Raw genomic sequence first — 12,180 nt, 5'->3', positions numbered from 1 at the left:
CCGCTTCGTGTGGCGACTGCCCGCGCTGGCTCAGAGGCCGCGACGGGTGTCGTTGTCCAGGTGGGTGCCCGGGGTGGTGTTGGTGGTGTCCGGGGTGGTGTTGGTGGTGTGCGTGGTGTCCTTGCGCAGGTGCGCACCCTCGGGGGCGCTCGTGTGGGTGGCATCGTGGCGCTCGGTGTGCACCGGGGTGGTGCGCACGGGCTCGGTGCGGCGCTCGCGCACGACGTGCTGCTCGGGCTTCTTCTTCAGGCCGGCAAGGCCAGCCAGACCGGCCAGGCCCAGCAGGCCCCACAGTCCGGTGCGATCCTTGTGCTCGACGGTCGTGGTGGTGTGCTCGGTGGCCGTGGCGGTGGGCTCCGGCGTGGCGGTCTCGGCATTGGCGATCTGGGGTGCGCCGAGCACCAGGGCGCCTCCGAGGGCGGCGGCTGCGAGGGTCTTGCGCATGATGTCTCCTGAGGTTGACTGCACTGTGGCTTCGGTCTGCTCCGAGGCCTGACTGGTCGGGCCCGGCCCCTTGCAACGGTTCCGGCCCTTCCGACCCGTTAGACGCTGGACATCCGACCAGCCCCAGGGCGAGCCGATCCACCGACAGCGAAATAACACGCCGCTTTTCACCAGATTTTCCACCCCGGGGGGTGGATAACTGGTGATTTCGGGAACCATAGCGACAAAAGCCCTGACCACACGGCAGTGCCCCGCAGGATCTGGATCCCGCGGGGCACTGGCCCTGGTCAACTACAGGCAGTAATTCACCGCTGGACGCGGGCATTGCCCTCGAAGATGGACCACACCTGGGCCTCGTCGGCGGGGGCCGCATTGTCGGTCAGGCTGGTGGCGGCCATGGCACCGGTGGCCCAGCCGAACTGGGCGCACTTCTCCACGCCCCAGCCCTGCAGCACGCCGTAGAGGACGCCGCCGACCGAGCCGTCACCGCCCCCGATACGGTCCAGGACGTCGATGTCACGCAGCTCCTGGACGCTGAACTCACCGGCCGCGTCCTGGGCGTCGCTCCACAGCACCATCCCCCACTTGTGGTGGTTGGCGCTGACCACCTCACGCAGCGAGGTCCCGATCATCGAGGCCTGCGGGTAGGCCTTCTTGATTCGGCCGATCATCTGCTTGAAGCCGTCGATCTGGCCGTTGATCTCGTCACCGCCGGCCTCGGGGCCCTCGATGCCCAGGCAGAGCTGGAAGTCCTCCTCGTTGCCGTACAGGACATCGCACTGCTCGGCGATGGCGTGGAAGGCGGCGGACAGCTCCTGTTCGCGGCCCTTCCAGAAGGAGGCGCGGTAGTTCATGTCCATGCTCACCAGGGTGCCGTGCTCCTTGGCCTTCTTGGCCAGTTCGACACAGAAGGCGCTGGTCTTGGGCGACAGGCTGGCCACCAGACCGGACATGTGCAGGATCTTGACGCCCTCGGTGCCGAAGATGCGGTCGAGGTCGAAGTCCTCGATGCTCAGCTCACGGCCGACCTCGCCGGCGCGGTCATTCCACACCCGCGGCGCGCGGCCACCGAAGCCGGAGTCGGCGATGTTGAACTGGTGACGAAAACCCCACGCGTCACCCTGGGGAACCTCGGGGCCCTCATAGGCCATGCCGCGGGCGCGCAGCTGCGACTTGATCAGGGCGCTGATCGGGGAGCCCTCCACGAAGGCGGTGAGCACCTTGGCGGGCTCGCCCAGGTAGGAGGAGATCGCGGCGACATTCGCCTCGGCCGAGGTGGCCTGCATGAGGTAGCGGTCGCTCACGTGGACGCTCTGACGGTTCTCGGGGGTGATGCGGATCCCGATGCTGGTGGGAACCACCATCGACCACTGGGCGTCCTCGCGAAGCTTCAACATGTGTTCTCCAGTTCGTTCGTGTTGGTGGCGATGGTGCCGGACCCGTGAGTGGGGCACCATCGCCGGTCGTGTGAGGGGCTTGTGCCTCAGGCCTGCAGTTCGCCCATCTGGCGCACGACGGCCTCGGTGATGCGCTCGTCATCGATGTCGAGGTAGTCGAGGACCCGCTGGGCCGCATCCTGCTCGTCGCCACCCACCAGGGCGGTGACCTCGTCGGCTCGGGTGTCGTTGACCGGGGCTCCGTGGCCGCGCAGGTGCAGCACCCAGGCTGCGACGGCGCGGGTGGCGCCCTCGGCAACCTCGTCCTGGACCAGGGCGGCCTTGATGGTCGGGGCGTGACGGATCAGCACCTTCTGCGAACCGTCGGCCGCGATCTGGGCCAGCAGGTGCTTGATGCGCGGGTTGCGGTAGCGGGCCAGCAGGGCCTCGCGGTAGTCGGCGAGCTCCTGCTCGGGCAGGGTGAGGTGCTTGACGGCGTCGTCCCAGAACTCGTTGACCCAGCCGAGCACCACCTCGTCGCTGATCGCGTCGAAGACCGTCTCGTGGCCGCGGATCGAGCCGGCATAGGCCAGCAGCGAGTGCGAGCCGTTGAGCAGGGTGAGCTTGCGGGCCTCGTGCGGGACGACGTCGTCGACGAAGCGCGCGCCCCTGTCCTCCCAGGCGGGGCGTCCGGCGACGAAGTCACCGGCCAGCACCCACTCGGAGAAGGGTTCGGTGATCACCAGGGCGGGGTCCTCGATGCCGGTCTGGTCGGCGACCCGCGCGCGGTCCTCGTCGGTGGTGCGCGGCGTGATCCGGTCCACCATGGTGGTGACGACACCGACGTTCTCGTCGACCCATTCCGCGAGCGTCTCGTCCACCTCCGCTGCGGCCTGGCGCACGATGTGCTTCACCATGGGCCCGTTCTCGGGGATGTTGTCGCAGGGGCAGAAGGTGATCGGCCCCGCGCCGGCCTCGCGGCGCGCCAGCAGGCCCGCGACGAACTTGGCCGGGGCCGTGCTGACCTCGGCCTTCCGATCGGTGCGCAGGGCGGCCAGGTCGGCGGCCAGCTGCTGGTCGGCCAGGTCGAGGTCACCGGCAGAATTGCGCAGGTATCCCGCCTCGGTGATGGTCGAGGTGACGATCGCCAGCTGCGGGTCGGCGAAGTAGCCGCGCCACGCCTCGAGCTCGTCGGCGGCGTGCACGGCCGACAGGCAGCTGATCACCTCCACCCGGTCACCCTCGGGATCGGCGACGCACAGCTGGTAGAGCCCCTCGGAGGGGCGCAGGGTCTCGGCGATGTGCGGGGAGCGGCCGGTGAAGGCGGCGATGCCCCACTGGTCGGCGTCGTGGGCGTGCTCGGTGTACCAGGCCTGGTGGGCCCGGGTGAAGTTGCCGATTCCCAGGTGGACGATGCGCACCGGGGCCACGGGACGACCATGCTCGGCTCGGGTCAACGTGGTCACAGCTTGAACACCTTCTTCGGGTTGTCGGAGACGAGTGCGACGGCGGTGGCGGCTGCCTCGTCCTCGTCGAGGCGGTGGGTGGCCACCAGTCCTGCCAGGTGGGCGCAGTCGAGACGGCGCGACATGTCGTGGCGGGCGGGGATCGAGCAGAAGGCGCGGGTGTCGTCGATCATCCCCGAGAGGCGGCTGAAACCGGCCATCTCGGTGGTGGCCTGCTTGAAGCGCATGATCGACTCCGGGGCGTCGATGAACCACCACGGCACCCCGATGTAGAGGCTGCGGTACCAGCCGGCCAGCGGCGCGATCTCGCGGCTGAAGTTGTCCTCGTCCAGGGTGAACAGCACCAGGTTCAGGTTGGGGTGGTTGCCGTAGGCATTGAGCACCGGCTCCAGTGCCCGGGTCACCTCGAGGCGCACGGGGATGTCATTGCCGACATCGGCGCCGTACTTCTCGGTAGCGGCATGGTCGTGCCCGCGGGCGACGGCCGGGTGCAGGGTCATGGTCAGCCCGTCCTCGGTGGCCATCCGCACCTGGTCGGTGAGCAGGTGGCGACGCAGCTGGGTGCACTGCTCCTGGCTGGCCTCCTTGCGTCGCGCCAGGTCGAAGAGCTTGGCCGCCTCGACCGGGTCGGGCTCCACGGTGCCCAGGTCTGCGTGGGAGTGGTCGGTGGAGACCGCACCGTGGTCCTTGAAGAAGGCCCGGCGCTGCTCCATGGCGGCCGTGTAGTCGGCGTGGCTGGTGATTTGCAGGCCCGCGGCCTCGCCGAGCTGGTCGACCAGCTCGTTCCAGTCCTTGTGGCTCGGTTCGAGGTACTTGTCGGGACGGAAGGTCGGCACCACGCGTCGGGTGAAGTCCTCGTCGGCGGCGATCTTCTCGTGGTGGTGCAGGTCGTCACAGGGGTCGTCGGTGGTGGCGATGAAGGAGATGTCGAAGCTGTCCATCAGGGCGCGCGGGCGCATCTCGGGGGTGGCCAGCTTCGCGTCGATGGTGTCGTAGATGGCGTCGGCGGTCTCGGCGGTGGGACGCTGGTCGATGCCGAAGATGCCGACCAGCTGGTCCTGCATCCAGTAGCGCATGGCGGTGCCGTTGTAGTCGCTCCAGTGTGAGCAGAAGGTGCGCCAGGCCTCGCGCGACTGCTCCTGGCTCATCTCGGTGCCGACGGGCACGCCCAGGGTGGACAGCTCGACGCCATTGGCGTGCATCAGACGGTTCACGTAGTGGTCGGGCGTGATGAGCAGCTCGGTGGGGTTGCCGAAGGGCAGGTCGTCGGCGATCCAGGCCGGGGGCACGTGGCCGTGGGGCGAGATGATGGGCAGGTCCTTGACCTCGTCGTAGAGGCGACGCGCGATCTCGCGCGTCGTGGGATCTGCGGGGAAGAGTCGGTCTGGGTGGAGCGTCATTGCCGGTGCCATGGCCGTCATGCTTCCCGCTGCCTGTGACACTTTCCATCGGTTGCCACGTGTTGCAGGTCTGGCCACGCACCGATGCTGGCCGGGCGCGGGGCGGGGGACGGGGTTGGCTCCACCATGCCCCCGAGACTACCGGCGTCCGGTCCGGCGGCCCCGTTACTGTGCAGGGATGGAGCACCACCTGGCCTTGCAGCACGGCAGCACCACGCTGCGTCCCCTCTCCCCCGCCGACGCCACTGGGTTCCGGGCGATCGTGGACGAGCAGTCCTGGGCCGGCATGGGCGTGCCGCTGCCGGCGACCGATGCCGCCATGGCGGTCCACCTCCGCGACCTGGTTGACGCCCCGGCAACCCTCGCCTTCGCCGTGGAGCACGACGGTGGACTGGTGGGGCGCACCTGCTTCTACGACCTGGTCGACGGGCTCAAGGTCGAGATCGGCAACACCATCTACGCCCGCCACGTCTGGGGATCCGCGGTGAACCCCGCCGCGAAGCTGCTGCTGCTGGAGCACGCCTTCGAGGTCTTCGGCGTGGGCCGCGTCGCCCTGCGCTGCGACCACCGCAACACCCGCTCTCACCGCGCGATCGAGCGCCTGGGGGCCCACTTCGAGGGAACCCTGCGCCATTTTCGTCCCGCCGCCGACGGGACGGTGGCCGACGTGGACTACTTCAGCATCCTGCGTGACGAGTGGCCCCGGGTGCGTTCGGGGCTGGAGGCACGACTGGGGCCGGAACCCGAGCTCTGCCCTGCCCGTCGCTGAGTCCGGCCCCGGCCCGGGGCAAGGCGGGGCAACTGCTTGCAGGCCCGGCTGCCATGCCGCTTGACTGGCCGCATGACCACCCAGATCCCTGTCGAGTCCATCGGCGGAGCCCACCAGCACATTGCTGAGGCCGACTTCACCGCCTTCGTCGAGCGCAATCTCGCCCCGCTGCCTCTGGACGGCAAGAAGGTGGTGCTGGTGGTCCCCGACGGCACCCGTTCGATGCCGCTGCCGATGGTGCTGCGCCACGTCCACGCCCAGCTGGCGGGCCGCGTCGCCGAGATGACCGCCGTCATCGCCCTGGGAACCCACTCCTACATGGAGTCCGACGAGATCGATGCCTGGTTCGGCGTCGGCGGCGAGGGCCAGCCCGCCAGCCTCGAGGAGGCCTACCCCGGCCTGCGCGTGGTCAACCACGAGTGGCAGGACCCGTCGATGATCGTCAAGGTGGGCACGCTGGACGCGGCCACCATCAAGGAGCTCAGCGAGGGCGCGCAGGAGGTGGCGGTCGACGTCGAGATCAACCGCCACGTGGTCGAGGCCGACTACAACATCGTGATCGGGCCGGTCTTCCCGCACGAGGTGGTCGGCATCTCGGGCGGCAACAAGTACTTCATCCCCGGCTGCGCCACCCACGACGCGATCGACCTGAGCCACTGGGTCGGGGCGCTGCTCGGCGTCGAGAAGGTGATCGGCACCCAGGGCATCACCCCGATGCGACGCATCATCAATGCCGGCACCGACCTGATCGAGAACGAGAAGCTGGCCCTGTGCCTGGTGGTCGAGTCCGGTTCGGGAGAGCTCGAGGCCGCCGCCTTCGGCACCAGCGAGGACGCCTGGGCCGCGATGGCCCAGGTGGCCGCCGACAGCCACATCACCTGGCTGGACGAGCCCCTGCAGAAGGTGATCGCCTGCATGCCGACCCGCTATGACGACATCTGGACCGCGGCCAAGGGCTGCTACAAGGCCCAGCCCGCCATGGCCGACGGCGGCGAAGTGGTCATCTACGCCCCCCACGTCACCGAGGTCTCCGAGGTGCACCGCGAGATCCACGAGATCGGCTACCACTGCATCGAGTACTTCACCAAGCAGTGGGACCGCTTCAGCGACGTGCCCAAGGGCGTGCTCGCCCACTCGACGCACGTGCGCGGCGCCGGCACCTACGATGTTGAGACCGGCGTGGAGACCAACCGGCTCACGGTGACGCTGGCCACCGCAATCCCCGAGGAGGTCTGCCGCCAGGTGAACCTGGGCTACCTGGACCCCGACTCGATCGACCTCGAGGCCGAGGCGAAGGTGCCCGGCACGCTGGTGGTCCCCAATGCCGGCGAGATCCTGTTCAAGCTCAACTCGCAGCGCTGAGCCGAGCGGTCGACTCCCGCACCACCAGCTCCATCGGCATCATCGCCATCGAGGGCCCCATCGGGCGCTGCTTCCTGATCATGGCGAGCACGGCATTGACGCCGTGCTCGCCGAGCTGGCGCAGGGGCGAGGCGACGGTGGTGATCGTCGGCGTGACCAGGTCGGAGGCGAAGGTGTTGTCGAAGCCGATCACCGAGATCCTGCCCGGCACGTCGATCCCGCGCATGGACAGCCCACGCAGCACCCCGATGGCAACCAGGTCGTTGTAGCAGACCACCGCGGTCTCGCCCCTCGATCCGATCTCGGACGCTGCCTGCAGTCCGCCCTTCACCGTCGGGACGACGGGGCCGTAGCGGATGTCCTCCAGCTGGAGCTCCTGGCAGGCCTCGCGGAAGGCTCGCCACCGCATCCCGTCCACCCAGGCCGCCTCGGGTCCGGCCACGTAGGCGATGTGGCGATGCCCCAGCTCCCCCAGATGCTCCAGCGCGCGGCGCATCCCCCGGGCATTGTCGGTGCCAATGCAGGGCAGGCCCATCACCTGGCGGTTCAACACCACGGTCGGGACCTTCTTGCTCACCCCGCGCAGGGCCGTGTCGGACAGTCGTGAGGTGACCACCACCAGTCCGTCGACCACCTGCAGGGTGCGGTCCAGCAAGGTCTTCTCCAGCTCGGCCGACTCCTGGGCATCGGCCAGGACGATGGAGAAGCCGGCATCGGTGGCCGCCTTCTCCGCGCCACGGATGATGTTGAAGTAGAAGGGATTGGTGATGTCGCTGATCGCCAGCCCGATCATCCGGGTACGGGCGGGACGCTCGGCCCGGAAGACGGCCTCGGTGCGGTAGCCCAGCTCCTGGGCGATCTGGTGGATCCGGGCGGCGGTCTGGTCGCTCACCCGGCCGGGGCGCGAGAAGGCGCGCGAGACCGTCGAGGGGCTCACGCCGGCCGCCTCCGCCACCTGGTAGATGGTGGCGGGCTTGCTGTCCTCGGGCCTGGCGTCGCTCATGGCTTGAGCCTAGGCCCGGCCCCACCGGGTGGCAACAGAGTGCAAGTCCGCATGGAACGGTGAACTCCCTTGCCACAAAGATTCTGGGAGCACGCGTCTGGGAGCCGGCGGAAGCGACAACATGTGGCAATGGCTCGGTGCGGCTTGACCGCAATGATGGACTGGTCCCCGTAAGGCTTCGGTACGCAGCCGTGCCGCGGCCCCTGCCCCGACCGAATGGAGATTCGATGACCGAGACCACCACTGCTGCCACCGACGCGAAGGCCCTGGCCGACGTCGGCGTGATCGGCATGGCCGTCATGGGCTCGTCGCTGGCCCGCAACATGGCGCACAAGGGCTTCAGCGTCGCCATTTACAACCGCACCTATGCCAAGACCGAGGAGGTCATCGCCGAGCACGGCACCGAGGGCACCTTCATCGCCTCGGAGAAGATCGAGGACTTCGTCGCCTCGCTGGAGCGCCCCCGCCGCATCGTCATCATGGTGCAGGCCGGAAAGGGCACCGATGCCGTCATCGACCAGCTGATCCCGCTGCTGGAGGACGGCGACATCATCGTCGATGGCGGCAATGCCTTCTACGAGGACACCATCCGCCGCGAGGAGAAGGTCCGCGCCGCCGGCCTGCACTTCGTGGGCTGCGGCATCTCCGGTGGCGAGGTCGGTGCCCTGGAGGGTCCGTCGATGATGCCCGGCGGCACCAAGGAGGCCTACGAGTCGATGGGTCCGATCCTGGAGAAGATCTCGGCCCAGTACGAGGGCGAGCCCTGCTGCACCTACATCGGCACCGACGGTGCGGGCCACTTCGTCAAGATGGTGCACAACGGCATCGAATACGCCGACATGCAGTTCATCGGCGAGGCCTACACGCTGATGAAGGCCGCCGGGCTCGACCACACCCAGATGGCCGATGTCTTCGCCGAGTGGAACACCGGCGACCTGGACTCCTACCTGATCGAGATCACCTCCGACGTGCTGCGCCACGTCGACAAGCGCACCGGCAAGCCGCTGGTCGAGATGATCGTCGACCAGGCCGGCATGAAGGGCACCGGCACCTGGACCGTGCAGTCCGCCCTGAAGCTGGGCGTGCCGGTCAATGCCATCAGCGAAGCCGTCTTCGCCCGCGCCATCAGCTCCAGCCCCGAGCTGCGCGAGCACGCCCAGGCCGCACTGCAGGGCCCCGACGGCTCGCTCACGGTCGACGACGTCAAGGCCTTCACCGAGGACATCCGCCAGGCGCTGTGGGCCTCGAAGGTGATCGCCTACGCCCAGGGCCTCGACGAGATCCGCGTCGCTGCCCAGGAGTACGGCTGGGACATCGACGTCGCCGCCGTCGCCAAGATCTGGCGCGACGGCTGCATCATCCGCGCCAAGCTGCTGGACCGCATCAGCAACGAGTACGCCGCCAACAACCTGGTGACCCTGCTCGAGGCCCCCTCGATCAAGGCCGGCCTGGCCGACGCCCAGGATGCCTGGCGTCGCGTGATCGGCACCGCGATCGCCGCCGGCGTGCCGGTGCCCGGCTTCAGCTCGGCCCTGGCCTACTACGACCAGGCCCGCGCCCCGCGCCTGAATGCCGCGCTCACCCAGGGCCTTCGCGACTACTTCGGTGCGCACACCTACAAGCGCATCGACGGCGACGGCATGTACCACGTGCTGTGGTCGGGCAACCGCGACGAGATCGCCGGCGACGGCGGCAACCACTGAGTCCCGGTCCACCCTCCCCGCACGACGAAGGCGCCCCCACCGCAATGGTGGGGGCGCCTTTCCAATCCTTAGGCAGATACGACCTCAAGCACCACGGATTCGCTGGACTTCGATAAGCCGCTAAGCAAGCGCACGTGATTGGTCTCCCCACAGGGGACCCCCCCACCTCTTGATCTGCCCTGAAGCCATTACGTCAGTCTCCGCACCTCGTCATCACTGTTGAGCTACAGTCAGGTCGAGCGGCGCCTCAACTCATGAGATTGCCTGTTCCACCAGGAGAAGAACATGCCCCAACTAGTACCCAACCCCAACGAGCTACTTAGCGAAAATGGCCTCGTCATTCAATCCAACGAACTCGCTCTCATGAACATTCATAGCCTCGCGAACGGTGGATCACTGGACCTCAGCCCAAAATTCCAGCGTCGCAATCGTTGGGATCGTGACCGAAAATCCCGCCTAATTGAATCATTTCTGATCAATGCCCCTGTTCCACCAGTCTATCTGGCGGAGGACAGACAAGGAAAGTACCTCGCCATCGATGGCAAGCAACGCCTCACAGCGATCGCAACTTACATAGATGATGGCTATCCTCTTTCTGGATTGACATTTCTCGAAGAATTCAATGATTGCAGATTCTCCGATCTACCAAACTCCGTTCAGCTTACCCTTCAAATGCGACCACTTCGCACCGTCATCATCATGCGCCAAAGTCAAGAGTGGGTGAAACATGAAGTCTTCATGCGCCTCAACACTGGCGGCCAGCCCCTGAATAATCAAGAACTCAGGAATGTCGCGTTCGCTGGGGAACTAAATGACCTACTCCTTGAGCTCTCACAGCATCCATTCCGGCTCTTCACAGATGAGGGTGTAGGCCGGTGGTCGCCGAGGGGCTGGTGACAGGGATCGAGGTCCCCTGATGATGGAATTTCTCACGCTCGCCATCCAGAAGACCTCGACATGGACCACGCTACCTTCACCGCGCCTGACGTGACCACGTTCTGCCGCATCGACGACCTCGGCCTGGCCGTGACCGGGCAACACATCACCCCTGCCAAGGCGGTGCTAGCCTGCCGGCCGGTCCAGCCGGATGACTGGTGTCATCGTTGCGGCTGCCACGGAACACCACGTGACAGCGTCGTCCGTGAACTTGCGCATGTCCCGTTCGGGTGGCGCCCCACCACCCTCCACGTTCGCCTGCGCCGCTACCACTGCACCGAATGCGGCCACGTGTGGCGCCAGAACATCACCGGCGCGGCGCAGCCGCGCTCCTGCTTGTCGAACGGCGCGTTGCGGTGGGCGCTGGAAGCGCTGGTGGTCAACCACCTGTCCATGACCCGCATCGCGGCCGCACTGGGAGTCGCGTGGAACACCGCCAATGATGCTGTCCTGGCTGAAGGCCAACGACTCCTCATCGACAAGCCCGGCCGACTCGACAAGGTGACGGTCGTCGGTGTTGATGAGCACGTGTGGCGTCATACCCGACGCGGGGACAAGTACGTCACCGTGGTCATCGACCTGACCCCGGTCAGCACGGGCACCGGGCCGTCGAGACTGTTGGCGATGGTCGAGGGCCGATCCAAGCAGGCCTTCAAGACCTGGCTCGCGGAACAACCCCAGACCTGGCGAGACGGAGTGAAGATCGTGGCGATGGACGGTTTCACCGGCTTCAAGACCGCCGCCACGGAAGAGGTCCCCACGGCGGTGACGGTAATGGATCCGTTCCACGTGATTCGGCTGGCGGGCGACGCCCTCGATACCTGCCGACGTCGCGTCCAGATCTCACTGCACGGCAGCCGAGGCCGCAAACACCACCCGCTCTACCAAGCCAGGAGAACGCTCCACACTGGCGCCAACCTGCTCACTGACAAGCAGCAGACCCGACTCGATGCCCTGTTCGCCGATGACCAGCACATCGAAGTCGAAGCCACCTGGGGTGTCTACCAAGCCATGATCGTCGCCTACCGAACCACCAGCCGCGCCCAAGGCAAGACGGCGATGGCACGGCTCATCGACGCTCTCGGCTCCGCAGTCCCCAGCAGCCTGATCGAGGTAGCCAAGCTCGGCAGGACACTGGCCAAGCGCCGTGATGACATCCTCGCGTTCTTCGACCACCCAGGCTCCAGCAACGGCCCCACGGAAGCCATCAACGGCCGCCTCGAACACCTCCGCGGCACCGCCCTCGGCTTCCGCAACCTCACCCACTACATCGCCAGATCACTGCTCGAAGCAGGCGGATTCAGACCGGATCTACACCCTGGATTGTGAAGAGCCTCCATTCCTACGCGATCGCCTAAAGATTCACAACGAGCAGTCCGCAGCATATTCGGAGATGACGGACGTGGAATACGTCCTTCGATTCTTCACTCTACGAGAGAGATGGAGGACTTTTTCTGGGGACCTTTCAGGCGAACTTACAGATTTCATGCGAAGAAATTCAAGTCCAGGACGGAGCATACTGGGCTACTCGTAGTTGAGCGTGGTGGGTCGTTGATGCAAGGGCTCGTGGCCTTGCGCTGGGATGGGTGTTGCGAAGCATCCTCCCGGACAAGGACCACGAGCTGTGACCGAGCCTATGTGCTTGCTGCGTGACGCTGCGAGCGTGATCTTCAACCTGCCCGACTACCACGTGATCGACGCGGTTGACTTGCCCTCGGGCG

Annotated in this window: 10 protein-coding genes; 5 read left to right on the top strand and 5 right to left on the bottom strand. The window is 66.8% G+C overall.

Annotated elements, in window-relative coordinates:
• Positions 1-30: 30 nt before the first annotated feature.
• The 4 genes from ACYVKA_RS00050 to uxaC all read right to left on the bottom strand — a co-directional run bounded on the left by ACYVKA_RS00050 (position 31) and on the right by uxaC (position 4,698).
• Positions 31-444, bottom strand: coding sequence for a WGxxGxxG family protein (locus tag ACYVKA_RS00050; protein WP_460701946.1), 414 nt, complete (start codon positions 442-444; stop codon positions 31-33).
• A gap of 305 nt (positions 445-749) precedes the next feature.
• On the bottom strand, positions 750-1,841 hold the full coding sequence (locus ACYVKA_RS00045; RefSeq protein WP_460701944.1) for a PfkB family carbohydrate kinase: 1,092 nt from the start codon (positions 1,839-1,841) through the stop codon (positions 750-752).
• Between the two features lie 86 nt (positions 1,842-1,927).
• The gene (locus tag ACYVKA_RS00040; RefSeq protein WP_460701942.1) at positions 1,928-3,286 is read right to left on the bottom strand and encodes a mannitol dehydrogenase family protein; all 1,359 of its coding nucleotides are present in this window, start codon (positions 3,284-3,286) and stop codon (positions 1,928-1,930) included.
• Positions 3,283-4,698 carry a glucuronate isomerase gene (gene uxaC / locus ACYVKA_RS00035; protein WP_460701940.1) on the bottom strand — a complete coding sequence of 472 codons (1,416 nt, stop codon included), beginning with the start codon at positions 4,696-4,698 and terminating at the stop codon, positions 3,283-3,285. Before uxaC ends, ACYVKA_RS00040 begins: the two co-directional genes overlap by 4 nt.
• A gap of 166 nt (positions 4,699-4,864) precedes the next feature.
• Between uxaC and ACYVKA_RS00030 the strand changes: the two genes are divergently transcribed.
• Together ACYVKA_RS00030 and ACYVKA_RS00025 are read left to right on the top strand one after the other, a co-directional pair.
• Positions 4,865-5,455, top strand: coding sequence for a GNAT family N-acetyltransferase (locus ACYVKA_RS00030; protein WP_394275663.1), 591 nt, complete (start codon positions 4,865-4,867; stop codon positions 5,453-5,455).
• Positions 5,456-5,527: 72 nt separating this feature from the next.
• Positions 5,528-6,817 carry a lactate racemase domain-containing protein gene (locus tag ACYVKA_RS00025; protein WP_460701938.1) on the top strand — a complete coding sequence of 430 codons (1,290 nt, stop codon included), beginning with the start codon at positions 5,528-5,530 and terminating at the stop codon, positions 6,815-6,817.
• Here ACYVKA_RS00025 and ACYVKA_RS00020 read toward each other — a convergent pair.
• A complete protein-coding gene (locus ACYVKA_RS00020) occupies positions 6,801-7,820 on the bottom strand; it encodes a LacI family DNA-binding transcriptional regulator (protein ID WP_460701936.1) in 1,020 nt (339 codons plus the stop codon). The two genes, ACYVKA_RS00025 and ACYVKA_RS00020, sit on opposite strands and share 17 nt — an antisense overlap.
• Positions 7,821-8,047: 227 nt before the next feature.
• On the opposite strand from ACYVKA_RS00020, the gene gndA reads away from it, so the two are divergent.
• The 3 genes from gndA (at position 8,048) to ACYVKA_RS00005 (ending at position 11,788) form a co-directional block, all read left to right on the top strand.
• On the top strand, positions 8,048-9,523 hold the full coding sequence (gndA, locus tag ACYVKA_RS00015) for an NADP-dependent phosphogluconate dehydrogenase (RefSeq protein ID WP_460701934.1): 1,476 nt from the start codon (positions 8,048-8,050) through the stop codon (positions 9,521-9,523).
• Between the two features lie 285 nt (positions 9,524-9,808).
• Entirely contained in the window at positions 9,809-10,420 is a 612-nt protein-coding gene (locus ACYVKA_RS00010) for a DUF262 domain-containing protein (protein WP_460701932.1), read from the top strand.
• A 60-nt stretch (positions 10,421-10,480) separates the two neighbouring features.
• Positions 10,481-11,788 (top strand): ISL3 family transposase, encoded by a 1,308-nt coding sequence (locus ACYVKA_RS00005; RefSeq protein ID WP_460701930.1) that lies wholly within the window; start codon positions 10,481-10,483, stop codon positions 11,786-11,788.
• The last annotated feature ends 392 nt before the right edge of the window (positions 11,789-12,180 follow it).

The sequence above is a fragment of the Luteococcus sediminum genome, assembly GCF_054783495.1.
The sequence above is the reverse complement of the archived record's forward strand: the minus strand, read 5'-3'. Positions and strand labels throughout refer to the sequence as shown.

Coding starts and splice junctions, on each gene's coding strand:
- ACYVKA_RS00050 (WP_460701946.1), bottom strand. CDS start 444: ATGCGCAAGACCCTCGCAGCCGCCGCCCTCGGAGGCGCCCTGGTGCTC.
- ACYVKA_RS00045 (WP_460701944.1), bottom strand. CDS start 1,841: ATGTTGAAGCTTCGCGAGGACGCCCAGTGGTCGATGGTGGTTCCCACC.
- uxaC (WP_460701940.1), bottom strand. CDS start 4,698: ATGGCACCGGCAATGACGCTCCACCCAGACCGACTCTTCCCCGCAGAT.
- ACYVKA_RS00030 (WP_394275663.1), top strand. CDS start 4,865: ATGGAGCACCACCTGGCCTTGCAGCACGGCAGCACCACGCTGCGTCCC.
- ACYVKA_RS00025 (WP_460701938.1), top strand. CDS start 5,528: ATGACCACCCAGATCCCTGTCGAGTCCATCGGCGGAGCCCACCAGCAC.
- ACYVKA_RS00020 (WP_460701936.1), bottom strand. CDS start 7,820: ATGAGCGACGCCAGGCCCGAGGACAGCAAGCCCGCCACCATCTACCAG.
- gndA (WP_460701934.1), top strand. CDS start 8,048: ATGACCGAGACCACCACTGCTGCCACCGACGCGAAGGCCCTGGCCGAC.
- ACYVKA_RS00010 (WP_460701932.1), top strand. CDS start 9,809: ATGCCCCAACTAGTACCCAACCCCAACGAGCTACTTAGCGAAAATGGC.
- ACYVKA_RS00005 (WP_460701930.1), top strand. CDS start 10,481: ATGGACCACGCTACCTTCACCGCGCCTGACGTGACCACGTTCTGCCGC.